This window comes from Streptomyces sp. NPDC058525, from assembly GCF_042719495.1.
Taxonomy (GTDB): domain Bacteria; phylum Actinomycetota; class Actinomycetes; order Streptomycetales; family Streptomycetaceae; genus Streptomyces.
This window is the reverse complement of the sequence record NZ_JBHXNP010000002.1, coordinates 86,989-112,251: the sequence shown is the minus strand read 5'-3', so window position 1 is coordinate 112,251 and position 25,263 is coordinate 86,989. Positions and strand designations below refer to the sequence as shown.

Sequence of the window (25,263 nt, the reverse complement as noted above, 5' to 3'; positions counted from 1 at the left end):
GAGCGGATGCGCTATCTCCGGAAGATTCCCGAAGACCGGCTTGCACGATCGGCCCTGTTTTCCGATGGGGTGGGGATCAGGAGCCCTTCGTGCTCCACGGCGGCCGGAGCCGGAGGGCAGGCAGCCGCGCTACACACCATCGGGAAGGTTTCGCGCAGACGTGGACGTCGAGGTCGTTGCCCTCGTGCTGATAGCCGCTACCGCGGTACGTGTTTTCGCTTTTGACGTGGTCAGGGTGTCGCCGGCCCGGTGGGCGGCGACGAGCAGCCGTGGGAGAGTGCATGAGTGAGGGCGAGTTCGACCCATCCGGGGACCGGGCGGTCTCCAGCGAGCTGGCCGGTGTGCTGCCGGTGGACTACACCGCCTTCCACTCCCAGCAGCATCGCGCCTACCTGCGCTATGCCCATCTGCAGCTGGGTTCCCGGCAGGACGCCGAATACGTGGTCGACGACGTGTTCACCTTCCTGCTCAAGGTGTGGCCGCACGCCCTGAAGGAGGCGAGCCTGCACGGGTTCGCCTGGGCGGTGCTCCGCGAGCACGTCGAGCGCAGGCTCGCGGTCTCGGCCCGTTCGGTGGCGATGGTGGAGACCGCGTGGTTCGCCGCGCTGCGCCGCGCCTCCCGGGAGCGGATGGAACTGCTGGAGTCGAAGCTCGGCCTGTACGCGGCGATCGCGGACCTGTCCGAGCGGCAGTACGACGTGGTGCTGCTGGCCTTCCTGCTGGGCAATGACAACGACACGGTCGCCCGGATGATGGGCATTTCCTCGGCGACCGTCCGTTCGCACATCCGAGGCGCACGCCGAACCCTGTCCCGGAAACTCGGGGTGGACTGGGTCCCTGGAGAGGAGAAGGACCAGTGAGCGATGTGACTCGCGATCGCGACCCTGTGACGTGGGACGGACTGGACGCGGCCCTGCGGGCAGCGGAGGTCCTGGTCGAGGAGTACGCCGGCTACGACGAGGGCGCGGCACGGCGCCGGATCGCCCGCCGGATCGTGGCCGACCGCGCCCGGGCGGCGATCGGCACGGAAGGCGGCTGCGCACCCGCGCCGCGCTCGGCCGGAGTCGACGACCTCGTGCTCGACGCCACCTGCCACGTACGGGCGGCCCGGACCCTGGACGAGATCGCCTGGGCGCTCGCCGAGAGCCGGGCCTTCGCGGAGATCGCCCTGGGCCCCGGCTCATGGCCCCACGGAGCCGACTCGGCCCTGCTGTTCGGCTGCCTCCTGCACCTGGACGACGCGGAGGGCGCGCAGTTCTGGTTCCAGTACGCCGCCGGCGCCGGGTCCCGGACCGCAGCCCGCTGCCTCTACCTCCACCACCTGGCCCGCGCCGAGGTGAAGACCGCCCGCCACTGGAAACGGCAGGCACAGGCCCTGCCGCCCGACGAGCACCTGCCGGCCCTGCCGGAGATCCCCGACACCCTCGAGGAAGCCCTGCGGGCCTCGATCATCTGGACCTCCCCGCCCATCACCACCCAGGACCTCACCGCCCTCAGCGGCGCGGGCCGCTTCGTACGCCCCCCGTACCGGCTGCCCCCGCGGCTCCGGCGGGCCGTCACGGCGCACGTCTGGTCCGAGGACCCGGACCTGGGAGACGTACCCATGCCCGGCCCGCAGGTCGCCGCCGCCGTGGCACAGCACGCACGACTGAACCCCCTGCACCTGACCGACGAGGCGGCGCACGCCTGGGCCCTCGACGTGCTCAACGAGCCCCAGCCGGCCCGGGCCCCCCGCAGCTCACCGGAACGGCGCCCCGCGCCGGCCGCGATGGAATCCGTCCACCGCGCCCTGCGCGTCCTCGAGGTCGTCAACCGGTACGCGGGCGGCGTGAGCCTGACCCAGATCGCCCGGGAGACGGACCTGCCCCAACTGGCCCTGGCCCGGGCCGTGGAGCAGCTGGCCCGCGCGGCACTGGTCACCCCCGTCGGCCCCGACGCCTACATCGCAGGCGGCGCCCTGCGCCTCGGCCCGGGCGAGGACGGCCGCGCACACCTCCAGGAAACGCTCGCCTGGGTCCGCGACGCGGTGGGAGCCGCCGTCTACGTGGCCCGCTACACCGACGGAGAGGTCTCCATCACCCAGTACGCCGACGGGCCCGCCACACCGCTCGTCGAGGAATGGGTGGACTTCCGCGCCGCGGCCCACGCCTCCGCCGTCGGCAAGGCCCTGCTCGCCCAGCTCGACGACGACCAGCGCAAGGACCACCTCTCCCGCCACCGGCTCACCCGCTTCACCGCCCACACCCTCGGCACCCCGCAGGCCCTCTTCCAGCAGCTCGACAGCCGGCGGCCCAGCGCCCCCCTGCTCGACCTCCAGGAGTACGCGCTGGGCACCCTCTGCGCCGCGGTCCCGATCACGGCGGGCCCGAACGCCGAATGCGTGGCCCTGTCCATCCCGGCCACCGACCCCCGCCGCCTGCAACAGGCCGCACGGATCCTGCAGAGCGAGGCCGCGGCCGTCCTCATCGCCCTGATCGTCGTCGGCAGCACACAGCCCGCCACACCCCAGAGCGCCGCCCGGGAGGGAGACAACGGCCCCGCGGGCCTGGGCAGCGGCGTCCTGTCCCCGACCGCCTAGACCCCGTAGGGCCGCGACGCAGGACACCCCGACGCCGGACGCGGACGCCCCCGCCCGGGAAGTCCGGGCGGGGGCGTCCGCGGCGGGCCGCGGAACCGTCAGGTGCCGAGGGCGGAGCCGCGCCACTGCTGGTTGGTGTGGTGCGGGGTGCAGTCCCAGATGCCGACGCGGGCGCCGTTGCCGGTGGCCCAGCCGAGCGCGTCGAGGCACTTGCCCGAGTGGACGCTGCGCAGCAGGCCGTTCGGGAGCTGCTCCCACTTCTGGTTCAGCCCCTCGTGACAGGAGTTGAGACCGATCAGCGAGCCGTTCTCGGTCTTGCCGTACTGGACGTCCAGGCACTTGCCCAGGGCGCGAACGGTGCCGTTGGCCTCCAGCTTCCACGCCTGCGCGTTGGAGCCGTTGCAGCCGTAGATCTGGATCGGCGTGCCGTCGGCGGTCTTGGCGCCCTTGACGTCCAGGCACTTGCCGGAGTGGACCCCGACGATCTGCCCGGAGCCCGGGGGCGGCGGCGGCACGCAGTAGATCTCCAGGGAGACCTGGTAGTAGCCGCCGTTGCCGATGGGCGCGGCGACGGGACCGGCCGAGCGGGCGCAGTTGGCGGCGGGGTAGCCCTCCTGCGTGGCCTGGGCGTACGCGCTGTTCCAGGCCGCGTCGGTGGCGATGTTGAGCGGGCCGTAGCCGGCGCCGAGGAAGTACTTCGGCGCGGTCGGGACGTTCGCCGCGGCGGCGGGTGCCGTTGCCGGGCCGGGTGCGGCGGCGGCGGGTCCGGCGAAGAGGGTCGCGCCGGCCAGGAAGGTCGCGGCCGCGGTCGACAGCCATCGAGCCAACTTCACGAGGGGTCCTTTCACAAGGATCGGGAGGAACGGAACCGCCGGGCCCGCGGTGGTGACGACGTTAGCCGCGCCCCGCCGCCGTGAAGTCTCACCGGAGTATCAACTCCGGTCAGCGAACGGCCTGTTCCCGCCGTGACTGGCGTGATCACGGTGGGTATCGTCCCGGGTCCGTGGAGACCACCGATGATCTCGCCCGGCTGCGGGCCGCCCTCGCGCAGCACGACCTGGTCAACCTGACCGGCGGACTGGGCACGGGGAAGAGCCGACTGGCCGCGCGGCTGCCCGTCGCCGCCGTGCTCGAACCGGGCGAGGCCTGCGATCCCGCCGTGCTGCGGGGGCTCGCCGCCGGGCCCGGCGGCCTCCTGCTGATCGACGGGGTGGACGGCCCGGGGCAGGCCGAGGCACTGGCCGCGTCCCTGTACGAGGCGTGCGGGCCGCCGACGCCGGGGCATGGGCCGTATGCGGTGCACCCGCCACGGCCGGTGCTGCTGGTCAGCAGGATCCCGCTGCGGGCGGCCGCGGGATGGGCGGAGGCCGGTCCGGTCACCGTCACCGTCGGGCCCAGGCCGCCCGAGGCGGTCGAGGCGCAGGCGCGGGCCGCGGGCATCACGGACCCGCAGGGCCTGGCGCTGGTGGTGCGGCTGGCCGGCGGGGTACCGCTGCTGGCCGAACTGGCCTGCCGGGCACTGCACTCGGGGATCGCCCCGGACGCGCCGGGCGCGGCCGCCGACCTGATGACCGGCGAGGTGCTGGAACGGCTCGGCCGGGAGCGGCCGGGACGGCGCTGGCGCCACGCCCTGCGCCTGCTGGCGACCGTACGGGCCGGGGACGAGCACCTGGTCGCGGGCGGCCCCGCGCTGTTCTCGACGCTGGCCGGGCTGAGCGTCGTACGGCGCGAGCGGCTGGGCCTGGCGGTACGGGAGCCGTACCGCAGCCTGTTCGAGCTGGCGTACCAGTGGCGCCGGCCGAACGCGCACGCGCAGGTGCGCACCCGGGCGGCCGACTACCGCGGCGCGCTGCTCGCCGGGAGCACGGCAGGGCCGGAGGAGCGGGCCGGACTCGTGGAGCAGGGGCTCTTCCTGAGCGGCGACCCGCTGCTGCGGAGCACCCTGTTCCCGCCCGCCGAGGACGGGTCGCGGATCGGCCCCGCCCGTCCGGAGGAGGCGCAGGACGTGGAACGGCTGATGCACCGGTGGGCGGTGCGCGGCGGGTTCGACGTACGGCGTTCCCGGACGATCACCGAGCGCTGGCTGGCGGACGGGCCCTCGTCGTTCAGGCTGGCGCGGGACCGGGACGGCCGGCCGGTGGGCCTGGCCGCACTGGTGCCGGTCGGCGCCGGTACCGAGGGCGGGATCGAGCCCCTGCTCCAGCAGCACACGGCGGCCCTGGGGGCGGGCGGCCGGCCGGGGCTCTTCCTCGGGGCGGCGTACGGGGCGGATCCCGTGACGCACGCGCAGATCCTGCGGGACATCCTGGTCAGCGCCGTCCACGCCGGTCACCTGGTGGTCTCCACCGCCAGCCCGGACTATCAGGCGCTGTTGCGGACGCTGACCTTCCGGCCGCACGGCGGCATCCGGGACGACGTGTACCGGTGCGGGCGCCGTCCCGAGGTCTACAGCCACGACTTCAGCGCCGCGCGGCTGCCGGGATGGATGCGCGCCCTCGCGCCGCCGCCGCCCGGTTCGCCGTTCGGGGGCCGGGACGCGGCGGCCCTCGTCGCGTGGGCGCTCGCCCGGCTCGGCGATCCGGCGGCGCTGTCCGCGAGCCCGCTGCTGTCGGGCCCGCAGTTCGAGTCCCCGGACGCCCTGCGCGGCTGGCTGAGGTGCGCGGTACTGGACCTGGCGGACGCGGAGAGCCGTGCCGACGCCGAGGCCGGGGCGATCCTCCAGGCGTACTACCTGGGGCGCGACCGGACGCACCACCAGGTCGCGCGGCGGCTCCACTTGAGCCGGGCGACCTACTTCCGCAGGCTGCGCCGCGGCCTGGCGCTGGTCGCGGCCCGGCTGCCGGGGTGAGCAGCCGGGCCGGGCAGCCGCCGGCCCGGCGGGTCAGCCGGCCGGGACCGTGGCGGTGGGCGTGTTCCAGCCGGAGATCCGCAGCCGGGGCGCGGAGCCGCGCAGGTCCCCGGTCCGGTAGGTCGCGGTCAGGGTCGCCGACTCGCCGGGCCAGAGGCTGACCTGGTTGTCGCTCCACCGGACGGGCAGCACGGGCGTCCCCTGCGCCGACACCAGGTGGACGTCGGTGAGCAGGGCCGGGGTGTTCCCGGTGCCGGTGTTGCGCAGCGTGACCGTCGTCGTGGACGTCCCGGCACCGTCCGCCGTCGACGAGGCCGTGGCGGTGACGGCCGCCCGCGGCATCGAGTTCAGGCCCGTGAGGTCGGCGTAGCCGGTGGTGGGCGTGTGGTACCAGGTGCTCTTGGTGTAGTCGAGCACGTCCGCCGTGGTGGAGAGCCAGTAGACGTTGCGGCTCACCTCCCGGCCCTCGGCGTCGGTGAGCAGCAGCCGGGCCAGATAAGTGCCGGACAGGCCGGGAACCGACGCCGGGACGGTCAGCGCGGTGCTGCTCGCGCCGCCGCCCGCGACGGCGACACCGGTCACGGTCCGGTCGTAGTGCTGCCTGCCGTCGGTGCCGAAGAGCGTCACCCGCGTGGTCAGCCCGTCGGCGGCCGAGGTCCGGTGGTTGACCACGCTCACGGCCCGGTTGTCGTACCCGTACTGGATGTGCAGGGGCTCGTTCGCCTTCTTCGCGCCGAAGTAGGCCCCGCCCTGGTCGAGGTACCGGTCGACGAGCTGCCACTGGAGCGAGGTCCAGCCGCTGTTGAACATCCAGTAGATGACGCCGGTCGACGGCCGCGAGGCGTCCTTGGCGTTGCGGGCGTACGCCTCGAACTGGGCGCGCACGGCCTCGTACTGGGCGAGCTGCGCCTTGCGGACATAGTCCTCCAGGCCGGTCGGGGGACCGTACCGGCCGGCCAGGGCGGCGTTGTACAGCCCCAGCGTCGCGAAGGTGGGGGAGGGGGAGCGGTGGTACTGGGCGGCGGACGGGTTCTTCCAGAGGGTCTCCAGCTCGGCCGGGGACATCATGCGGCGCAGCGTGTCGAGGGTCGGGATGTCGGGGCCCGCGCTGGTCTCGGAGTTGAACCCGGTCGCGCCGCCCTCCCGCTTCCCGTACCAGTAGCCGGGCGGCACCCAGTCGTAGGGGCCGGTCATCTTCATCCCGGAGCGTCCGGTGATCGGCGCGGAGGCGTCGGAGGCGGCGGGGACCACCGGGGCCGTCCAGTCGGCGGCCTCCAGCGCGTCGACGTACATCTCCTCGATCTCCTCGTTCGGTGCGAAGTCGCTGCCGATCAGGAAGGAGATCACGCTGGGGTGGTGGCGCAGCCGGGCCGCCTCGGCCGCCATCGAGGCCCGGGCGACGGGGTAGTCGGCGTCCTCCCATCTCTCCCCGGCCTCCGTGCCGTTGACCTCCCCTTCCCATTTGTCGCAGCACTCCCAGCCGGGGAGCGTCAGGATCCCGTACCGGTCGGCGAGGTCGAAGAACTCGTCGGGCTCGATGTGCCCTTCCAGGCGCAGGGTGTTGAGGCCCAGGTCGAGCGCGTACCTGAGACGGTCCTCCACGTAGGTGCGGTCCCAGCGCAGGAACTCGTCGGGGGACCAGCCGCCGCCCCTGATCAGCAGCGGTCGGCCGTTGATCCGGTACTGGCGGGCACCGTCGGCGTTCAAGGGCGCCTGTACGTCACGGACGGCGAAGGACTGCCGGGCGGTGTCGGAGGCCGTGCCGTTCACCGTCGCGGTCAGGTCGAGCCCGTACATCGGCTGCTCGCCCATCGAGGCCGGCCACCACACGCGGGGCGGGCTCAGCCGGAGCGCGGGGTGGACGGCGGGGGTGAAGACGACGGTCCTGGTCTCGTGCGGAGCCAGTGTGACGGTGCGGCTGACGGCGGCCGGACCGGCGGTGCCGGACACGGTCGTGGTGACGGTGTCCGGCGAGTCGTTGCGCACCCGGGCCTTGACGGTCAGGTCGGCCGAGGACATCGACGGCATGGCCAGGGCGGTGACCACGTGTGCGTCGCGCAGGGCGACCGGCCCGCCGCGGCGGACCGTGACGTCGCGGACGATGCCCATGTTCTCGTCGGGCGGCGGCTGCAGCCAGTCGAGCCAGCCCATGGTGAGCCGCTTGCGCGGGTTGTTGGGCTGGATGCGGAAGGCGACCGTGTTCCCGCCCTCCCTGACGAGGCCGGTGACGTCGAGTTCGTGCCGGGTGTAGGCGCCGGCGACCGTGCTCGCGGCGGCGACCTGGCGACCGTTGACGAAGACGTCGGCGGCGGAGATCACCCCGCTGAAGTCCAGGTACGTACGGGCGGTGGTGTCGGCGACCGTGAAGTCGGAGCGGTACCACCAGGGCACGGTGAAGTCGGCGGCCGGGATCAGCTTCTGCTGGGTCGAGTAGAAGGGATCCGGGTAGACCCCGGCGGCGAGCAGCGCGGCGAGCACGGTGGAGCGCGGACCGGCCGGGTACCAGCCGGACGCCGGATAGCCGGGGCTGGACACGGTGGCCGGCGGATCGGTGACCTTGGCCGTCGACTGGATCGCGTACCCGGACAGGGCCGTCGCGCTGCCCGGGGCGGCCGGGACCGCGGTGGGCGTCAACGTCCTCGTCGCAGTCGTCGCAGTCGTCGCAGTCGTGGCCGTCGTGGGCGTCGTGGGCGTGGAGGCCCGCGGTGACGGGGGTGCCGCGCGGGTGGTGCCCGCCGTGAGGCCGAGGAGCAGGTCGGCGGCGGCCAGGGCGGCGACTCCGCCGCGTAGGAGAGCAGGGCAGCGGAACACGGGGCCTCCCGCGGGACGGGGACGGGGTCGGGATGCCATCCGGTACAGGGACATAACGGGATGGAACGGGTCGGATTCTGCCACGGCCGAGGCCGCACCCCGCTACGACAGGCCCGTGCCGGAGCGTCGGCGAGCGCGCGGCGCGGCCGCGGCAGGCCCTCGGCGCGCTCCCTAGCGGGTGCGGACGGTGTCCCGGTGGAGTCCCGCTGGAGCCTCGGTCGGCGCGGGGGCGCGCGAACGGCCGCGGCACGTACTGTCGACAGTCCGTCAGCGGGAGCCGGTCGTCGGCCGGGAGGCCACCACGACTACCGTTGGTGCTTACAGACATCGGCGTGCGTGCGACTTCGCGACGCATTCGATTCAGGGGGAATTTGAATGGTGCTTGGACCTGCCATCGTGGATCTGCTGGAGCTCAGCCCGGACTTCACGCGGGATCCGTACCCGGTCTACGCGGCACTGCGCGCGAAGGGACCCGTCCACCACGTGCGCACCCCGGACGGTGAGGAGATGTGGCTGGTCGTCGGACACGACGCCTGTCGCACGGCCTTCACCGATCCGCGGCTGAGCCGGGACTGGCGCGGATCCGGCGACATGGGCCAGATCATCAACGCCGACCAGGACCACCCGGCGCTGGCCCACATGCTGATGTCCGACCCGCCGGACCACACCCGGCTGCGCCGCCTGGTGGCCCGGGAGTTCACCCCGCGCCGCATCGAGGCGCTGGCTCCGCGCATCCAGCAGGTGACCGACGAGTTGCTGGACGCCATGGAGGCCGACCCGGAGCGCCGCGGCGACCTGGTGAACGCCTTCGCCTTCCCGCTCCCGATGACCGTGATCTGCGAACTGCTCGGCGTGCCCGAGCTGGACCGCGAGGCGTTCCGCAGGTGGTCCGGCGAGATGGTGGCCCGCACCAGCCCGGAGGCCGAGGCCGTCGCGTACGCGGAGATGCCCCGGTACCTGACCGAGCTGATCGAGGCCAAGCGCGCCGCTCCCGGCGAGGACCTGCTCAGCGCGATGATCCACACCGTCGACGAGGGCGGTGACCGGCTCTCGCCGTCGGAACTCATCGGCATGAGCGTCCTGTTGCTCATCGCCGGGCACGAGACCACGGTCAACATGATCGGCAACGGGATGCGCGCCCTGTTCGCCCACCCCGACCAGCTGGCCGACCTGCGCGCGGACCTCGGTCTCCTCGACGGCGCGATCGAGGAGATGCTCCGCTACGACGGTCCGGTCGAGACCTGCACCGAGCGACTCGCCCTGGAGGACGTGGAGATGGGCGGGGTGGTGATCCCGGCCGGCTCGGCCGTCCTGATCGCCATGGCCGACGCGGACCGCGACCCGGCGCGCTTTGAGGACCCGAACCGCTTCGACATCCGCCGGGACGCCCGCGGCCACATCGCCTTCGGGCACGGCCTGCACTACTGCCTGGGTGCGCCGCTGGCCCGGATGGAGGGCCGTATCGCGCTGCGTTCGCTGCTGGAGCGCTTCCCGGAACTCGCCGACGACGCCGACGAGTCGAAGCTGTCCTGGGTGCCCGGCATGCTGATCAGGGGCGTACGCGAACTGCCCGTGCGCTGGTGACCCGCGCGGCCCGGGGGCCGGTACCCTGCCGCACGCGCGGCGGCGCACCGGCCCCGCGGCCCGCACCCTGCCCCGCCCCGCCGTGGACCGGTACCCGCGTTCAGCCCGCGGACCGCCCGCCGCCCGATCCCGCCCGGCCCTCACCGGACTGCCCGGTGATCCGCTCCAGGTCCGTCATCAGCGAGTCCAGCCACTCCGCGGCCGCGTAGTACGAGATCGGCGCGTCCGGCGGTTCCGCCGAGAAGCCGTGGAAATCCGGATCCCGCAGCGGGACCGGCCCCTCCGGGGTGTCGTCGCGCGGGTCCAGGCGCGCCGACACCAGCAGCATCCGTCCGGCCACCCGGTCGCCGAGCCGGGTCACCGCCCGCGCGGGATCCCGCGGCAGGGGCGGTACGTCGACCCGCTCGAGCGGCACCAGCAGCCGGTCCGCGCCCCACAGCGTGTGGTGACCGGCGATCAGCGTCGCCTGCCAGTCCTGCCCCGCGGGCGCCTGCGCCGGCTCCTTCGGCTCGCTCTGGAACTGCGCGTACGCCGACTCCGCCATGATCACCGCGTGCTGCAGCGACCGGTGCCCCGGCGCGGTGGCGGTCGCCGGCTCGCGCAGGCCGCCCGCCGCCAGCTGGGCCGTCGTGGCCACCACGGTCTCGGCCGTGCCCCGCAGCAGCACCGCCATCGCCCGCCGCAGCTCGTCCTGAGCGCCCCGGGGCCAGGCGAGCAGCCCGAACACGGCGCCGATCGCGCTGCCGGTCAGCACGTCCAGCAGCCGGAACTCGGCCAGCTGCCAGGTCGCGGGCGCCAACTGGGCGAACACCAGTGCGACCACCAGGGTGAACATCGCCTGGGCCCAGCCGACCCCCTTGACCGGCCCCAGCGTGAAGGCGACCAGCATCAGCGGCGGCAGCGCCGCCGCGTACACCGCGATGTCCGTACCCACCAGGGCCAGCAGCCCGGCCACCACCAGGGCGCCGATCAGGGTGCCGGTCAGCGCCACCCGCACCGTCGTCCGGGTCTCCCGCACCGTCGTCCGGGTCAGCGTCAGGGTCGCCAGCAGCACCCAGAACCCGTGCGGCAGCGAGTCCACCCCCGCGATCACCCGCGCCGCCGCCAGCGCCAGGCTGATCCGCACCGCGTTCTGGAAGAACACCGACCGCCCGCCGGCGTGGCCCTCCAGCCGCCGCCACCACAGCAGGGGCGCGGGCATCCGCGCGTACCAGAACCGCCCCGGCGCCGCCCGCTCTGCGCCCGCCCGGCCCCGTACCGCGATCCACGCGGCCGTCGACATGGCCAGCGCGGCGTCCGCCGCCTCCAGCACCGCCACGTGCCGGCGCAGCACCGCGGGGGAGGCGTCGGCGGCCGGGCCCTCGGCCAGGGCCGAGCGGGCCCGCAGCAGCTCGCCGTGCGCGTCCCCGGTCGGCGCCCGGCCGCGCAGCCGCCCGGCCGTCTCCTCCGCCGCGTCCCGTACCGCGCGCAGCACGTCCAGCCCCGCCCGGCTCGGATCCGGCCCGTCGGGGACCGGTGGCAGCAGGGACAGCCTGCCCAGCAGGGTGCGCAGGGACAGCCCGGTCTGGGACAGCGCCCGGTTCCGTACGCCCGCCCCGGCCGGCCGTTCGGCCTCCGGGACCAGCGAGGAGCGCAGGGCGGTGCCCGCCGCCAGCGCCGCCCGCGCCGACGTGTCGGACAGCGTGGCGGACGCCCCGGTCAGCTCGTCGGCGCAGCGCCGCGCGCTGTCGGCGGCCCGCGCGGCCAGCTCCCGGTACGGGACGGTCGGCGGATCGGGCAGTACGAACGCCTCCGCGAGGACCAGGAACACGAGGCCGGTCGTCGCGCCCGCCAGCCGCTCGCCCAGCGAGGCGGGATCGTACGGCGGGAAGGACGGCAGGATGTACATCAGCTGGAGTCCCGGCGCGGCCCCCGCCGGACGCGGCCCGCCCACGGCGGCGAAGGCCAGCGCGAACCCGACCACCAGCATGCCGAGGACCGCGCTCCAGGTCCGTACGGCCAGGTAGGTGCCGATCGTGATCAGCACCCAGCAGGCGGGCATGGCCCGCAGCACGACCGCGGCGCGCTGCCGGCCGGTACCGGGGATGCGCGACAGGCCCGCCATGGCCACGGCGGCGAACACCGCGTAGGTCGCGGCGTCGGCCGAGCCGAAGCCGTACAGGAACAGGTAGAAGCCGGCACTGGCGGCCAGGGTGACCCGAACCGACCGCCGGGCCGCCGCCCGGTAGGCGGCGGGCAGCCCCGCCCAGGGAACGCCGGCCATGGAACCAGCATCCCCCGGCCCGGCCGGTGACGCAGGTCACACCCGCGCTGTTGTCACATCCGGCCGGTCCGACCTGTCTCAGCTGTGAATCCACCCGCCCGACACAGGAGCCACCATGAACGCCCGCCTGAACGTCTTCGGCAGCCCGACCGCCGGCAAGGTCCTGAAGCACTTCGTCGCCGCGAACAAGGTGGTCGCGGACTCGCCGCTGCCCGCCGCCACCCAGGAACTGGTGAAGATCCGCGCGAGCCAGGTCAACGGCTGCGGATTCTGCACCGACATGCACACCAAGGACGCCGTCGCCGCCGGTGAGACGGCGACCCGCCTCCACCTGGTGGCGGTGTGGCGCGAGGCCACGGTCTTCACCGACGCCGAACGCGCCGCCCTGGAGCTGGCCGAGCAGGGCACCCGCATCGCGGACGCGGCCGGCGGGGTCTGCGACGAGGCCTGGGAGAACGCGGCCAAGCACTACGACGAGGAGCAGCTCATCGCGCTGGTGTCCCTGATCGCCGTCATCAACGCCTTCAACCGGTTGAACGTCATCGGCCGGCAGCCCGCCGGCGACTACCAGCCCGGCCAGTTCGGATAGCCGGCCCGCCGCCCGCCGGATCCGCTGCCCGGCGCCGGTCTTCGCGACGCGTCAGGCGCCCGCACGCGGCCGTTCGCCGAGCAGCCGCGTGCGGAACAGGTCGAGGACCGTGTCCAGCGCCTGCCGGGTGGGCTGCCCCGGCTCGTCGACGAGGTGCTCGGTCAGGACGGAGTGCGGGGCGAAGACGCCCTCGGGGTTCGCCGCACCGTCGTCGAGCTCGACGGCGACGAACGCGTCGCCGAGCTCGCGCCGCAGGTGCGCGAACCGCTCCCCGGGCACCAGCCGGTCACCCCGGAACCGCAGCCCCAGGACCTGGAGGCCCTCGCGCTCGCAGCGCGCGCGGACGACCGCCAGGTCCGCGGGGCTGATGTCGACGGTGCCGGCCCGGCCCGCGGTGCACGCCAGCGGCAGCGAGGGCTGGGCCAGCACCGGGGCCAGCAGGCGCTCGTCCGTGGCCATGGCCAGGGCGAACCCCCCGGTCAGGCACATGCCGACGGCGCCGACCCCGGGGCCGCCGCACCGCTCGTGCTCCGCGGCGGCCAGCGCGCGCAGCCACCGCACGACCCGCGAACTGCGCCCCGTGGCCAGCAGGGTGAACTCCCGGCTCACGCAGACCCGCCACAGCGACGAGGCCAGGTAGCGGCCGGTGCTCGGCCAGCCGCGGGCAGCGGGGTGCGCGTCCCGGCCGGGTGTGCCGAAGAGCACCGGCAGTACGGCCGTACAGCCGGACTGCGCCACGCGTTCGGCGAACCCTATGACCTTGGGGGTGATGCCCGGGATCTCCGCCATGACGATCACCGCGGGGCCCGTGCCCCGGCGCAGTACGCGGCGGGTGGCGCCTTCGTGGGTGAACGTGTCCTCGGTGAAGCCGGCCAGGTCGTGGTCTGCCACGGGCTCGCTCCCTCCGCCCTCGGGTCGCTCGGTCAACCGGCAAGCTACACCGGCGGGCGGCTCAGGAGATCGCGTACCACTGGCTGGCCCAGCCGGTGTTGATGGTGCTGGTCGACTGCTCGGCGAGGTGCACGTTCGCCGGCAGCGAGGTCTGACCGGTGAGGACGGTGCTGTACCGCAGATTGGGCGGTGTCAGACCGGCGTTGACGGAGATGCCGGCCCCGGTGGACTTCAGGGTGAGCGCGTTGGTGGCCCAACTGCCGTTGAGGAGAAGGGCGATGAAGTAGGTGCCGGGCGCGGCGGTGAACGGCTTGGCCAGGGCGAACGGCTTGGCGATCGGTTCGGTCATCAGCTGCGGGGAGATGTCCGCGGTGGCCGCGACCAGGGCGCCCTTGGCGTCGTACACGCCGAGCTGGCAGTTGGCGAGCTGGGCGTTCGGGTCGAGGCCCGCCAGGCCCAGCCAGATGTTCGACCAGGTGATCTCCTCGCGCAGCACGATCCGCACCAGGGTGACCCGACCGCCGACCCCCGCGGCCGTCTGCGCGGTGACGTGCCCCGCGTCGTTGGGGTCGCCGGTCCACGCCAGCAGGTTCTGGTCCTGCGGCCGCGGCCCCTCGAACCCGGAACCGCCGCCGGGCGCGGGCACCGACGGCCCGGAGCTCACCGCCCCGCGCGGGCTCTCCTGCGGTGTGGTGCAGCCGGCCAGGACGAGCAGCGCCGCGAGTGCGGCGACGAGGCCGGTCGTGGCAGTGGTGGTGCGGGTGCGCATGGTCCCCCCATGAGGCGCGGATGTGTAGACGAGCCATGGTCACACAGGCCGAGGACACCCGGCCGACCTGCCCCGACCTGCCCCGACCGCTCGAAACCGCCCCCGGCCGCGGGCGCGGCCGGCACCGCATCCCCGACCCGCGGCCCGGCGGCCGGCCGGGCCGGGGGGCGCCGCCGTCCCGGCGCGTCGCGGGCATTGCCCTTCCCGCCCGGCAGACGCCACAATCGGCCTCCGCCACCGAGGGCGGGGCCGGGGGGAGTGGGACGTTGGACGGGTTGCTCTCTGCGGGCTTCGCGCTCGCCGCGCTGGTGACGCTGTCCATGGGTCTGAGCCGGGCCTGCTTCTGGTGGATCGTGTTCCGCCCCCGGACGACGTCCTGCTGCGGGGTCTGACTCCCGACCCCGGCCGGGGGTCAGACACCCGACCGGCCGCCGCGGCCGTGTGCTCTCTGGTCCGCCCCGCGTTCTTCACGCGGGGCGGCAAGCCTCCTTCTGCCCCGTCCTCGCTCACCCAAACGGCCCAAGCCCACCCCGAACTCAGGGGCGGTAGCGCAGCGGGTGGTCCGACGGCACCTCCACGACGGCGATCCGCACGCCGTCCGGGTCGGCGATCCACATCTCGATCAGGCCCCAGGGCTCGCGCTGCGGGGGCCGCAGCACCTCGGCGTCCCGGCCGCGCAGTTCCTCGTACGCCGCCGCCGCGTCCTCGACCTGGAGCCACAGCCGCATCCCTGGCCCGGGCGGCGCCTCGGCGCGCCCCGACACCTCCAGGAACCCGCCGCCGAGGAAGTACACCGTCCCGCGCTCCGGGCCGGTGCCGAACTCGCGGTAGACGGCCAGCCCGAGCGTGCCGCCGTAGAAGGCGCGCGAGCGCTCGGGGTCCGTGGGGGTCAGCAGGATCCTGCCGCTCAGTACGTGCACCATGACTCCCGGCCTCGATCTATGGTCGGAGCATGGTACGCAAGCGCGTGATCGACGTCCGTGAGGACGCGGCGCCGGAGGACCTGTGCGGCATCGAGGTGCCGCCCGCTCCCCGGGGCACGGTCTGAGCCCGGCCCGCGGGGCGTGCGGAGCGGCCCGGCAGGCCCCCTGCCGGGGCGCCGTGCGCCTCGCCTCCACCGCAGGCGCCGCGGTCGTCGTGCTGTGCACCGCCACCCTCGGCTGTACGGCCGCCCCCTCGGCCCCGCCCCCGCCCGCGGGCCGGATCCAGGTCCACACCGGGCTGGCGGCCGAGGTGCGGAGGGTACCGGCGGAGGCGCTCGGCGACACGTACCGGCCGGGCTGCCCGGTCGGCCCCGACCGGCTGCGGCTGATCCGGATGAACCACTGGGGCTTCGACGGCAAGGTCCACCGCGGCGAGCTCGTCGTCCACGAGCACGCCGTCGAGCCCCTCCTGAAGGTCTTCGGCGAGGCCTTCGAGGCGAAGTTCCCCATCCGCCGCATGCGGCCGGCCGCGGCCTACGACGGTGACGACGAGCGGTCCATGGCCGACGACAACACGTCCGCCTTCAACTGCCGGCGGGTCACCGGCGACCCCGCCCGCCTCTCCCGGCACGCCTACGGGGACGCCGTGGACGTCAACCCGGTGGAGAACCCGTACGTGGACCGCGGCGGCACCCCTCATCCGGCCGCCGGCCGCCCGCACCTGCGGCGCGAGCCCCCCGCCCCGGGCATGGTCCGCCCCGGCGACGTCATCACCCGGGCCTTCGAGGAGGTGGGCTGGCACTGGGGCGGCGACTGGTCCAACCCCGACTACCAGCACTTCTCGGCGACCGGGGGCTGAGCCGCCGCACGCACGCACGCATGCACGCACACCCACCCGGCTCACGGTGCCTGCCGCGCCGAGTCGAGCAGCCGCCATGCGGTGAGGGCGAGGGAGGCGCGCACCAGTCCGGCGGGCTCGGTGAGTTCGATGCCCAGGGACCGCGCGATCTGGTCGAGACGCCGGGCCACGCTGCTGTGGTGCAGGTGGAGGAGGTCGGCGGCGCGGCGCAGGGAGCCGGTGGCGCAGTAGGCGTCCAGCGTCTCCAGGTCCTCCGGGCTGCCGGCGAGCCGGGCCACCGCGGCCACGTCGGCGTTGTCCCGTACGGTCTCCGGCGGTATCCGGGCGAGCAGCGCCAGCGCCCCCAAGTCGGCGTAGCGGACGACCGGTTGGCGTGCCGTGGTGAAACGCAGGGCGGTGCGGGCCTGCTGCCAGGAACGGCCGGGGCCGTCGGCTCCGCCGATGCCCGCGCGTACGCCCGCCGGAATCCGGGCCGGGTCGACGGTGGCGGCCAGGATGACGCCCACGTCGGCGAGGGACGCCGCCTTCACGGGGCGGGCGGGGCAGAGCAGGGCGCCGATCCGGTCGAGCGGCAGGTGCGAGCGCACGGCGACGACCTGCACCGGCAGGTCCGCGGTGAAGCCCAGGAGCCGCAGCGCCCTTGCGCGGGCCGCCTCGTCGCTGTCGTCGCTGATCGCGAGCTCGACGAGGGCCGGGTCGGCCATGGTGGTACGGGCCGGGCCGTACCGCTCGACGGCCGTCGCGGCGGCGATGGCGAGCCGGTCGAGGAGCACCTCGTCGAGCGGGTTCGGCGGGCCGGTGCGCTCCAGCCACACCGTGCCGATCTCCTCGTCGTCGAGGGTGACCCGCGCCGTGCTGGACGCCGGCGCCGGCACCGTGGACGGCGGCCTGCCGTCGGGTGAGGCCCGGACCACCGCTCCGGTGCCGTGCAGCCGCAGCCCGGCCACGCATTCGGCGAGCCCCGCCGAGGCGCGGGCGAGCGCCGGGAGGTCCACGCGCCGGCGCATCAGCGTGTCGTAGAACGCGATGACGCGGATCGCGCCCTCGGCGTGCGCATCCATTCCCGACAGCCGTACGGCCAGCGCCTCCATGCCAGGAGGATAGGACCCCCGCTGCCGGGAGAAGAAGCGCCGACCGGTGCGCGATTCAGGTCGGATGCCCGACAGCCGTCGGATGATCCGGGGCGGACGGGGGCGCAGGATGGCCCCATGGATCCCGAACTCGAAGCATTCGTACCCCTGTTGCCCCGCACCGACCTGTCGGACCCGGCCGCCTACCGCAGGATCTACGCCGAGCTGGCCGCGTCGAGGCCGGCGCCGGACACCACGGGCCTGGACGTAGCGGACCGTACGGTGCCCGCCGATCCGGACGTGCGGGTGCGCGTCTACCGCCCGCACGGGGCACGCGGCGCCGTCCTCTGGCTGCACGGCGGCGCCTGGGTCGCGGGCAGTCTGGACACCGAACACCTGTGGGCGGCCCCGATGGCGCACCTGTCCGGAGCCGTCGTGATCACCGTCGACTACCGCCTCTCGCCCGAGAACCGCTTCCCGGCCGCCCTGGACGACGCCTACGCCGCGCTGGTCTGGACGTACGAGCACGCGGCCGAACTCGGCATCGACCCGGACCGGATCGCCGTCGGGGGCCACAGCGCGGGCGGCGGCATCGCGGCCGCGGTGGCCCTGCGGGCCCGCGACGAGCAGGGGCCGCCGATCCGCTTCCAACTCCTCAACGAGGCCATCCTCGACGACCGGCAGCAGACGTGGTCCGCACGGAACTTCACCGACACCCCCTGGAACAACCGCGCCGTACGGGCCGCGGCATGGGGCCACTACCTGGGCTCCCGGCCCGCCACCCCGTACGCCGCACCGGCCCGCGCCGAGGACCTGTCCGGCCTCCCGCCCGCCTATGTGGCGACCGCGGAGTTCGACCCGAACCGCGACGAGGACGTCGACTACGCGCTGCGGCTGCTGCAGGCGGGCGTGTCGGTCGAACTGCACCAGTGGCCCGGCACCTTCCACGGGTCGCTGGCGATCCAGTCCGCCGAGGTCTCCCAGCGGCACGTCGCCGAACTCGGCGCCGTCCTGCACCGCGCCCTCGCCGGATGAGCGCGGGCTGAGCGCCGGATGGGCGCGGGGCGAGCCAGGGGTGAGCGCGCGCTGAGCCCGGGGTGAGCGGCGGGGGCGCGCCGGGCCGGTTATCGCGTTCGCGGGCCGCAGCGGGTTGGATCGCGTCAGCGGCGAGGGGCCGCCCGTCCCGGGCGGTCCCCTCGCTTCCGACGACGCAGGAGGAAACGCGTGGACCAGCTGCTGAGAGTGCAGAACTTCAACGTCTCGAGCGACGGATTCGGTGCCGGTGAGAACCAGAGCCTCGAGCGGCCGTTCGGCGACGCCGACCCCGGGACCATGTTCGCCTGGGCAGGTGCCACGGCCAGCTGGCCCAACCGCACCGATCCCGGCGGCAGCCGCGGCCTCGACGACTACTTCACGCGGGACTTCGCGCACAACATCGGCGCCGAGATCATGGGCCGCAACAAGTTCGGCCCCCAGCGCGGCCCCTGGCAGGATCTCGACTGGCGCGGCTGGTGGGGTGACGAGCCCCCGTTCCACACCCCGGTGTTCGTCCTCACCCACCACACGCGCCCGTCGTTCACGCTCTCCGACACCACGTTCCACTTCGTCGACGGAGACCCGGCCGCGGTCCTCGAACAGGCGAAGGAGGCCGCCCAGGGCAAGGACGTCCGTCTCGGCGGCGGGGCCGCCACCATCCGGGAGTTCCTCGACGCCGACCTCGTCGACACCCTGCACATCGCCGTCTCGCAGGTGCGGATCGGCTCCGGATCACGGCTCTGGGAGTCCCCGGAGGAACTCCTCGACCGCTTCCACCTCGACATCGTGCCCAGCCCGAGCGGCGTGAAGCACCTCCTGTTCTGGCGCAAGTGACCTGAGGACCCGGGCCGCCGTCGACGGCCGCAAGCGGTTTCCGCCGGTCCGACCCCCGCACCGGCCGGTTCCGGCCAACCTGCCGCGCCGGCCGCCCCGGGAACCCGAGGGCGGCCGGACGCGATCAGCGGCCACGCCAGGGGGGCCGCCGCCGCGAGGTCGGCCAGATCCCGCTGCTCCGGCCCCCGGCCTGCGCTCTACTCACTTCCTCCAGTTCCGGCGACCCCGCACCAGCCCCTCCGCACACCGCGGACCCGGGCTTCCCAGCCATGCGCGGAAGCACGCGAACCGGCCTCCACGACAACCCGGTTGAAGGAGAGAGCGGATGTCCGAGCAGCAGGCACGGAAGCAGGAAGAGCAGCAGGCCGAACAGCGAACACCGGAGCAGGCGGCGCAGCGGGAACCCGCCGCGCCACCCGCCCCGCCGGAGTTCACGTACAGCTGGGGCCAGCACAACGAGACCATGGAGGCACTGTCGCTCGGGCAGATGGCCCGACGCGTTCCCGCCGCCCTCAAGCAGACCGCGCGACTCGCCCTCGCCGTCAACCGCACCGCCTTCCGCGTGCTGGTCACCGCCCAGATCCTCGGCGGGATCTGCACGGCGGCCGCCCTCGCGGCGGTCTCCCAGGCCATGGTCCCGCTGCTGGCCGGCGACGGCGTCCGGGAACGGATCGCGGCCGCCGCCTGGCCGCTGGCCGTCGCGGCGGCCATGACCGCCCTCGGCGCGCTCGCCTCCATCGCCTCCGGCAGCGCCGCCCGCCGCCTCAACCCCGGCATGGCCACCCTCGCCGACCTCGCGATGGTCGACGCCCACATGGACGTGGAACTCGCCGCCTACGACGCCCCCGACTTCACCGAGCGCTCGGAGGCCGCCGAGACCGGCTCCGCCCGCTCCGCCATGCTCCTGCAGGACGCCCTGGGCTTCACCGGCGGGATGATCGACATGGTCGCGGTCGCGTCCGTGCTCGCCGTGGTCCACCCCGTGCTGCTGCCGCTGCTCCTGCTGTCGGTGGTCCCCCGCGGCCTCGGATCGGTGTACGCGGCCCGCCTCGACTACCGGCTCCACAACCAGACGGTCGCCGCCCGCAACATCAAGCACATGATGCGCTGGCACCTGACCACCCCGAAGCTCGCCGACGAGCTGCGCGGCAACAGCATGCGGCCCTACGCCCACCACTGGTACGCGGCGGTCTGCGAGCGCATCGACTCCAGGATGGTCGGCTCCGCGCCCCGCTACCTCACCGTGTACCTGATCGCCGCCGCGGCCTCCGGTGCCTTCGTCGTCGCGACGTACGGGGCGCTCGCCGGGCTCGTCATCGGCGGCTACATGGCCATCGCCGCCGCCGGCACGGCCATCGTCGCGATGCGGACCTCCACGGCCGCCCTGTCACAGCTCGTGGTCTACGGCGCGGCCATGTTCCAGCACGCCCTCTACCTCGGCGACTACACCGCCTTCGTCGCGGAGGCCGCCGAGAAGTCCGGCCCGCGCGGCCCGCAGGTGATGGAGAGCGCCCCGGAGAAGATCCGGCTGGAGGAGGCCACGTACACCTACCCCGGCAAGGACACCCCCTCCCTGGGGCCGGTCTCCCTCACCCTGGCCAAGGGTGAGGTGGTCGCCGTCATCGGCGAGAACGGCGCCGGCAAGTCCACGCTGATCCGGCTGCTGACCTCGCTCACCGCCCCGACCTCCGGCACCGTCTCCTGGGACGGCGTGCCGACCTCGGACGCCGACCAGCGCTCGGCCTGGGCGCACGTGGGCCTCGTCACCCAGTCGTACGGACACTGGCCGTTCTCCGCCCGCGAGAACATCACCCTCGGCCGCCCGGACCCCCGCGGCGAGGACGCCGTGTGGGACGCGCTGGACGCGGTCGGGATGCGGACGGCCGTCGAGGAGTTCCCCGACGGCCTCGACACCCTCCTGGCCCGCTCGGTGTGGGGCGGCCACGAACCCTCGGGCGGCCAGTGGCAGCGCATCGCCTGCGGGCGCGCCTTCCACCGCAAGCCGGGCCTGCTGGTGATGGACGAGCCGACGAGCGCCATGGACCCCCGCGGGGAGCACATGATCTTCTCCGGGCTGCGGGGCATGAAGGACGACCGGATCACGGTGATCGTCACGCACCGCATGGAGAACTGCCGCCTCGCCGACCGCATCATCGTCCTGGACGGCGGCCGGATCGTGGAGCAGGGCCCCTTCGACCAGCTCGTCACCCTGAGCGGCGGCCGGTTCCGCGAGCTGTACGAACTCTCGCAGGACCGATGAGCCGCTGACGGCGGCGGCCCGGGCCGTCACGCCTGGGCGCCGGCCGCCCTGGGCAGTGTCAGCTCGAAGCGGCAGCCGCCGGTCACGTTGCGCACGCCGGCCCGCCCGGCGTGCGCCTCGACGATGCCCCGGACGATGGCCAGGCCCAGCCCGGCCCCGCCCGGGGGCGTGCGGGCCTCGGTGCCGCGCCAGCCGGTGTCGAAGACCCGGGGCAGGTCCTGTTCGCGGATGCCGCCGCAGCCGTCGGTCACCGAGAGCACCACCGTGTCGTCCGCCCCGGACTCCGCGGCGATGGCCACCGTGCCGTCGGCCGGCGTCCGGTGCAGGGCGTTGGTGAGCAGGTTGGACAGCACGCGCGTCATCTCCCGGCCGTCGACCTCGATCGGCACCGGCATGACCTGCTCTCCGACGAGCCGGACGCCGCGCTGCCGGGCGAGGGCCTCGACGGCTGCGAGCGCGTCGCCGACCAGGTCGTACGTCGAGATCCGGGTCCGCGTCAGCGACAGCGCGCCCGCGTGGATGCGGGAGAGTTCGAAGAGGTCGCCGACCATGGTGTTCAGCCGCTCCGCCTCCGTGCGGATCTGGCGGAAGTACCGCTCGGGGTCGGTGGCCACGCCGTCCTCCAGGGCCTCCGCCATCGCCCGTACGCCGGCCAGCGGGGTCCGCAGGTCGTGCGAGATCCACGCGACCAGTTCCCGCCGCGAGGTCTCCAACGCCCGCTCGCGCTCCCGCGATTCGTTCAACTTGGCGCTCGTGGCGGCGAGTTCCCTGCTCAGCGCCGCCAGCTCCGCCGTCCCGGCCTGCTGCGGGGCGGCGAACGAACCGCCGTCGCCGAAGGACCGCGCCGCCTGGGTCAGCGCCGTACTGCGGGCCACCACCCAGCGGCCCAGTACGAGCGCCACCGTGAAGGAGACCACGGCCGCCATCGCGACGACCGTGGTGACCACCGCCAAGTCGTGCCGCGAGAGGAACATCGCCCACGCGACGGCCAGGGTCCCCGAGAGCATCGCCGACACGGAGACGGCCGCGACGACCGCCAGCGAGAGCGCCGTCGAGCGGTGGCGCACCGCGCGCAGCAGCGCGGCCCCGAGCGCGCCGGCCGCTGCCGCGCCGCCCAGGGCGTACAGGGCGATGAGTACGACGTCCTGCTCCTGCACGGCGGTCAGCCCTTCTCTGCGGAGTCGTCGAAGCGGTATCCGACACCCCACACGGTCTGAATGAGCCGGGGGTTCGCCGGGTCGTCCTCGATCTTCGTCCGGAGCCGTCGGGCGTGGACCGTCACGGTCGACAGGTCGCCGAACTCCCAGCCCCACACGGCGTGCAGGAGCTGCTCCCGGCTGACGGCCTGCCCGGGGTGGCGCATGAAGTGGACGAGCAGGTCGAACTCGCGCAGGGTGAGGGCGAGTTCCTGCCCGCCCTTGACGGCGCGGCGGGCGGCCGGGTCGACCACCAGGTCCGCGACGCGCAGCAGGGCGCCCGCCCGGGGCGGGGCCGCGGCGGCGGCCCGGCGGCGCAGGACGGACTCCACCCGCAGGACGAGCTCGCGCGGGCTGAAGGGTTTGGTGACGTAGTCGTCGGCCCCGACTTCCAGGCCCAGTACGCGGTCTTCTTCCTCGCCGCGGGCCGTGAGCATGATGACGGCGGGCGCCGGCTCCTCCCGGCGCAGGGCGAGGCACACGTCGATGCCGTTCATTCCGGGAAGCATGAGGTCCAGGACGACGAGATCGGGCCGGCCGTCGGCGGCGCACGCCAGGGCCTCCCGTCCGTCCGCGACGGTGTCGACGAGGAATCCGGCGCGCTTCAGGTATCCGGTGACGACTTCGGTGACCGTCGGGTCGTCGTCGACGACGAGAATCCGACGCAGTGGTTCAGGCTGCATGCGGCCAGCCTCCCATGCCGCCCCGACGCGCGTTCCGCGTGATCGGCCCGGTGGCGGCGGCCCGCGGCCGCGGCCGTCACCGCGGCCCTCCCGGGGCCGCGCTCCGCGACCCGGCCGCGCTCCGCGACCCGGCCGCGCGGGTCAGTCGTCGCCCGCGCGGGTCACTCGTCGCGCGGGCTCACCCAGCGCGTCCCCTTCCCGTCCGGCTTCTCGGGCTGCTGCGGCCGGTCGAGACGGCTCGCCTCGTCCGTGTCGGCTGCCGCCGTCTTCTTCCCGTCGTGCCCGTCGTGCCCGTCGGGGCGCGGCGGCTTGCGATGGTGCCGGGCCCCCGGCTGCTCGTCGTGCAGCGGGACTCCTCCCGCGCCGCCCTGCTCGTCCATGGCCATCCTCCTCCGTCGCCGTCCGCTGGCGTCCGATGCCGACCGGTCCCGTCGGCGGGGCTGTCCTGCGGCACCTGCCCCGGTTCGCCCGCCCCATGCCCCGGCGGCCCCGCCGGTGCCGTGTCGGGCAGCTCTCCGTGGCGGGCGGGTGACGGGGCGAAGCCGCGCCGGCGCGCGCGGGCGTGGACCTGCGCGGACCGATGTCTCCCCACACCCCCAACTCGCATGCCATGATGCTGAGTTATGACCAAGGGGGAGGGTTTGCCGAAAACGGTTGTCCGCATACGCCTGGGGCAGGGCGCGAGCGCGAGCGATGTTGGAGCCCTGAAGGCGTGGCTCGAACGTGAGAACAAGCTGGAGGCGCTGCGGATCAGCGGCGACCTGGAGATCAGGGAGCGTGCCGGGACCGAGGAGAGCCCCGGCAGCCCGATGGGCGCCGGGCTGGAGATCGTGCTGGTCCTGGCCGCCATCGTCGGCCCCAAGCTCTTCGATGAGGTGTACGAGCAGGCCAAGAGCGGGGTACGGGCCTGGCGGGAGAACCGGCGCTCCGTGGAGCGGGGCGAACCCCCGGAGGTCGAGGTCGTCCCGGACGGCGACGCGAGGTAGTCCGGTGGCGCGCTTAGACCCGCGCGGGAGGGTGAACCGGGCGCTGATCGTCGGCGTGCCCGCGTACGAGTTCACACAGCCCGGCCATCCCTTCGGCGTGCCCGGCGACCTGGAGGCCGTCGAGCACAACCTCGTCGGCCTCGCCGCCGCCCTGCGCACGGGCGGCGTGTTCGGCGAGCCCGAGATCGGCGTGGTCCGGCCGCGCAACGTGGACGAGTTCGACCGCCGCCTGGACCGCGCCGTCGACGAGGCCGAGGGCCTCCTCCTGCTCTACTTCTCCGGGCACGGGGCCGTCCCCAGCACCGGTGACGAACTGTGGCTCCTGATGCGCGCGGCGACGATCGTGGCCGGTGCGGAGTCCGTGTTCCGAGGCGCCGTTCCCTGGCGGAGCGTCCTGACCGTGCTGACCCGGACCAGGGCGGAGCACGTGGTCGTGGTGCTCGACTGCTGCTACGCGGGCAACGCGTCGGCGGCCTGGGACGCGCTCGACACCGCGCAGCGGCACCGGATCTCGCTGCTGATGAGCGTGCAGGCCAACAACCGGATCGACGCGGGGGACGACGCCACCCCGACACCCTTCACCGCCGAGCTGATCCGCGCCCTGCGGGCCGCCGAGGACGGCGCCCCCGTGGGGTTCACGGCGGTGGCGGAGCGGCTGCGGGCGTACATGTCCGCGCACCACACGACACTGCGCGATCCCGCCGAGCCGTGGGAGCCGCAGAGCCGCCCGGCGGGCTCCGGTACGGACGTCCTGCTCGCCGCCGCAGGACCCGTACCGGGCACTCCCGCCGTGCCGGGGGACCAGCACGAGCCGGACCGCCCGCCCGGCCCCACCCCGGACCACACGCCCGACCAGCCACCGGGCCACGAGCCGAGCCAAGAGCCGGGCCAAGCGCCGGGCCACAAGCCGGGCCGCAAGCCGGGCCACGAGCCGAGCCATGAGCCGGGCCAAGCGCCGGGCCACAAGCCGGGCCGCAAGCCGGGCCACGAGCCGGGCCAAGCGCCGGGCCACAAGCCGGGCCGCAAGCCGGGCCACGAGCCGAGCCATGAGCCGGGCCAAGCGCCGGGCCACAAGCCGGGCCGC

21 protein-coding genes and 1 pseudogene are annotated in these 25,263 nt (G+C 74.4%); 12 read left to right on the top strand and 10 right to left on the bottom strand.

What is annotated here, in order from left to right; genetic code table 11:
- The first annotated feature begins 281 nt into the window (after positions 1 to 281).
- Both ACFWP3_RS01835 and ACFWP3_RS01830 read left to right on the top strand, forming a co-directional pair.
- Entirely contained in the window at positions 282 to 860 is a 579-nt protein-coding gene (locus ACFWP3_RS01835; protein WP_384215444.1) for an RNA polymerase sigma factor, read from the top strand.
- Positions 861 to 1,768: 908 nt separating this feature from the next.
- Positions 1,769 to 2,479, top strand: a pseudogene (locus ACFWP3_RS01830) (IclR family transcriptional regulator); the annotation flags it as partial.
- 197 nt (positions 2,480 to 2,676) lie between these two features.
- Here ACFWP3_RS01830 and ACFWP3_RS01825 read toward each other — a convergent pair.
- Positions 2,677 to 3,411, bottom strand: a complete 735-nt coding sequence (locus tag ACFWP3_RS01825; protein ID WP_384215443.1) for a ricin-type beta-trefoil lectin domain protein — start codon at positions 3,409 to 3,411, stop codon at positions 2,677 to 2,679.
- A gap of 170 nt (positions 3,412 to 3,581) precedes the next feature.
- On the opposite strand from ACFWP3_RS01825, the gene ACFWP3_RS01820 reads away from it, so the two are divergent.
- Entirely contained in the window at positions 3,582 to 5,426 is a 1,845-nt protein-coding gene (locus tag ACFWP3_RS01820) for a hypothetical protein (RefSeq protein WP_384215442.1), read from the top strand.
- Between the two features lie 33 nt (positions 5,427 to 5,459).
- Here the strand turns inward: ACFWP3_RS01820 and ACFWP3_RS01815 are convergent, their stop codons facing one another.
- The gene (locus ACFWP3_RS01815) at positions 5,460 to 8,237 is read right to left on the bottom strand and encodes an exo-beta-D-glucosaminidase (protein WP_384215441.1); all 2,778 of its coding nucleotides are present in this window, start codon (positions 8,235 to 8,237) and stop codon (positions 5,460 to 5,462) included.
- Positions 8,238 to 8,612: 375 nt separating this feature from the next.
- Between ACFWP3_RS01815 and ACFWP3_RS01810 the strand changes: the two genes are divergently transcribed.
- Positions 8,613 to 9,821, top strand: a complete 1,209-nt coding sequence (locus ACFWP3_RS01810) for a cytochrome P450 (protein ID WP_384215440.1) — start codon at positions 8,613 to 8,615, stop codon at positions 9,819 to 9,821.
- Positions 9,822 to 9,921: 100 nt separating this feature from the next.
- Here ACFWP3_RS01810 and ACFWP3_RS01805 read toward each other — a convergent pair whose 3' ends face one another.
- Positions 9,922 to 12,084, bottom strand: coding sequence for an FUSC family protein (locus tag ACFWP3_RS01805; protein WP_384215439.1), 2,163 nt, complete (start codon positions 12,082 to 12,084; stop codon positions 9,922 to 9,924).
- Positions 12,085 to 12,199: 115 nt separating this feature from the next.
- Between ACFWP3_RS01805 and ACFWP3_RS01800 the strand changes: the two genes are divergently transcribed.
- Complete coding sequence (locus tag ACFWP3_RS01800; RefSeq protein WP_384215438.1) at positions 12,200 to 12,673, top strand: carboxymuconolactone decarboxylase family protein; 474 nt, start codon at positions 12,200 to 12,202, stop codon at positions 12,671 to 12,673.
- A gap of 51 nt (positions 12,674 to 12,724) precedes the next feature.
- On the opposite strand, the gene ACFWP3_RS01795 is transcribed toward ACFWP3_RS01800, so the two are convergent.
- Both ACFWP3_RS01795 and ACFWP3_RS01790 read right to left on the bottom strand, forming a co-directional pair.
- Positions 12,725 to 13,564, bottom strand: a complete 840-nt coding sequence (locus ACFWP3_RS01795; RefSeq protein WP_384215437.1) for a dienelactone hydrolase family protein — start codon at positions 13,562 to 13,564, stop codon at positions 12,725 to 12,727.
- Positions 13,565 to 13,625: 61 nt separating this feature from the next.
- A complete protein-coding gene (locus tag ACFWP3_RS01790) occupies positions 13,626 to 14,333 on the bottom strand; it encodes a hypothetical protein (RefSeq protein ID WP_384215436.1) in 708 nt (235 codons plus the stop codon).
- Between the two features lie 266 nt (positions 14,334 to 14,599).
- Here ACFWP3_RS01790 and ACFWP3_RS01785 point away from each other — a divergent pair, with 266 nt between their 5' ends.
- Positions 14,600 to 14,725 carry a hypothetical protein gene (locus tag ACFWP3_RS01785; RefSeq protein ID WP_384215435.1) on the top strand — a complete coding sequence of 42 codons (126 nt, stop codon included), beginning with the start codon at positions 14,600 to 14,602 and terminating at the stop codon, positions 14,723 to 14,725.
- A gap of 144 nt (positions 14,726 to 14,869) precedes the next feature.
- On the opposite strand, the gene ACFWP3_RS01780 is transcribed toward ACFWP3_RS01785, so the two are convergent.
- Positions 14,870 to 15,256: a VOC family protein gene (locus ACFWP3_RS01780; RefSeq protein WP_384215434.1), complete on the bottom strand. Its 387-nt coding sequence runs from the start codon at positions 15,254 to 15,256 to the stop codon at positions 14,870 to 14,872.
- Between the two features lie 178 nt (positions 15,257 to 15,434).
- On the opposite strand from ACFWP3_RS01780, the gene ACFWP3_RS01775 reads away from it, so the two are divergent.
- On the top strand, positions 15,435 to 16,115 hold the full coding sequence (locus ACFWP3_RS01775) for a M15 family metallopeptidase (RefSeq protein ID WP_384215433.1): 681 nt from the start codon (positions 15,435 to 15,437) through the stop codon (positions 16,113 to 16,115).
- A 41-nt stretch (positions 16,116 to 16,156) separates the two neighbouring features.
- Here ACFWP3_RS01775 and ACFWP3_RS01770 read toward each other — a convergent pair whose 3' ends face one another.
- Positions 16,157 to 17,206: a helix-turn-helix domain-containing protein gene (locus tag ACFWP3_RS01770; protein WP_384215432.1), complete on the bottom strand. Its 1,050-nt coding sequence runs from the start codon at positions 17,204 to 17,206 to the stop codon at positions 16,157 to 16,159.
- Positions 17,207 to 17,323: 117 nt separating this feature from the next.
- Between ACFWP3_RS01770 and ACFWP3_RS01765 the strand changes: the two genes are divergently transcribed.
- From ACFWP3_RS01765 to ACFWP3_RS01755, 3 genes are all read left to right on the top strand, one after another.
- Entirely contained in the window at positions 17,324 to 18,220 is an 897-nt protein-coding gene (locus ACFWP3_RS01765; RefSeq protein ID WP_384215431.1) for an alpha/beta hydrolase, read from the top strand.
- A 189-nt stretch (positions 18,221 to 18,409) separates the two neighbouring features.
- The gene (locus ACFWP3_RS01760) at positions 18,410 to 19,054 is read left to right on the top strand and encodes a dihydrofolate reductase family protein (RefSeq protein WP_384215430.1); all 645 of its coding nucleotides are present in this window, start codon (positions 18,410 to 18,412) and stop codon (positions 19,052 to 19,054) included.
- A 325-nt stretch (positions 19,055 to 19,379) separates the two neighbouring features.
- Positions 19,380 to 21,314 carry an ATP-binding cassette domain-containing protein gene (locus ACFWP3_RS01755; protein WP_384215429.1) on the top strand — a complete coding sequence of 645 codons (1,935 nt, stop codon included), beginning with the start codon at positions 19,380 to 19,382 and terminating at the stop codon, positions 21,312 to 21,314.
- A gap of 26 nt (positions 21,315 to 21,340) precedes the next feature.
- On the opposite strand, the gene ACFWP3_RS01750 is transcribed toward ACFWP3_RS01755, so the two are convergent.
- From ACFWP3_RS01750 to ACFWP3_RS01740, 3 genes are all read right to left on the bottom strand, one after another.
- Positions 21,341 to 22,471, bottom strand: a complete 1,131-nt coding sequence (locus ACFWP3_RS01750) for a sensor histidine kinase (RefSeq protein WP_384215428.1) — start codon at positions 22,469 to 22,471, stop codon at positions 21,341 to 21,343.
- A 5-nt stretch (positions 22,472 to 22,476) separates the two neighbouring features.
- Positions 22,477 to 23,193: a response regulator gene (locus ACFWP3_RS01745; protein WP_384215427.1), complete on the bottom strand. Its 717-nt coding sequence runs from the start codon at positions 23,191 to 23,193 to the stop codon at positions 22,477 to 22,479.
- A gap of 161 nt (positions 23,194 to 23,354) precedes the next feature.
- Positions 23,355 to 23,573: a hypothetical protein gene (locus tag ACFWP3_RS01740; protein ID WP_384215426.1), complete on the bottom strand. Its 219-nt coding sequence runs from the start codon at positions 23,571 to 23,573 to the stop codon at positions 23,355 to 23,357.
- A 261-nt stretch (positions 23,574 to 23,834) separates the two neighbouring features.
- Between ACFWP3_RS01740 and ACFWP3_RS01735 the strand changes: the two genes are divergently transcribed.
- Together ACFWP3_RS01735 and ACFWP3_RS01730 are read left to right on the top strand one after the other, a co-directional pair.
- Entirely contained in the window at positions 23,835 to 24,179 is a 345-nt protein-coding gene (locus ACFWP3_RS01735) for a hypothetical protein (protein WP_384215425.1), read from the top strand.
- Between the two features lie 4 nt (positions 24,180 to 24,183).
- Positions 24,184 to 25,263, top strand: a 1,080-nt coding sequence (locus ACFWP3_RS01730) for a caspase family protein (RefSeq protein WP_384215424.1), incomplete at its 3' end; no start/stop codon positions are given.

Excerpts from the sequence above, each read along its gene's own strand:
- ACFWP3_RS01755 (WP_384215429.1), top strand. The coding sequence starts at position 19,380 with ATGTCCGAGCAGCAGGCACGGAAGCAGGAAGAGCAGCAGGCCGAACAG.
- ACFWP3_RS01770 (WP_384215432.1), bottom strand. The coding sequence starts at position 17,206 with ATGGAGGCGCTGGCCGTACGGCTGTCGGGAATGGATGCGCACGCCGAG.
- ACFWP3_RS01745 (WP_384215427.1), bottom strand. The coding sequence starts at position 23,193 with ATGCAGCCTGAACCACTGCGTCGGATTCTCGTCGTCGACGACGACCCG.
- ACFWP3_RS01805 (WP_384215439.1), bottom strand. The coding sequence starts at position 12,084 with ATGGCCGGCGTTCCCTGGGCGGGGCTGCCCGCCGCCTACCGGGCGGCG.
- ACFWP3_RS01835 (WP_384215444.1), top strand. The coding sequence starts at position 282 with ATGAGTGAGGGCGAGTTCGACCCATCCGGGGACCGGGCGGTCTCCAGC.
- ACFWP3_RS01780 (WP_384215434.1), bottom strand. The coding sequence starts at position 15,256 with ATGGTGCACGTACTGAGCGGCAGGATCCTGCTGACCCCCACGGACCCC.
- ACFWP3_RS01800 (WP_384215438.1), top strand. The coding sequence starts at position 12,200 with ATGAACGCCCGCCTGAACGTCTTCGGCAGCCCGACCGCCGGCAAGGTC.
- ACFWP3_RS01790 (WP_384215436.1), bottom strand. The coding sequence starts at position 14,333 with ATGCGCACCCGCACCACCACTGCCACGACCGGCCTCGTCGCCGCACTC.
- ACFWP3_RS01810 (WP_384215440.1), top strand. The coding sequence starts at position 8,613 with ATGGTGCTTGGACCTGCCATCGTGGATCTGCTGGAGCTCAGCCCGGAC.
- ACFWP3_RS01740 (WP_384215426.1), bottom strand. The coding sequence starts at position 23,573 with ATGGACGAGCAGGGCGGCGCGGGAGGAGTCCCGCTGCACGACGAGCAG.
- ACFWP3_RS01765 (WP_384215431.1), top strand. The coding sequence starts at position 17,324 with ATGGATCCCGAACTCGAAGCATTCGTACCCCTGTTGCCCCGCACCGAC.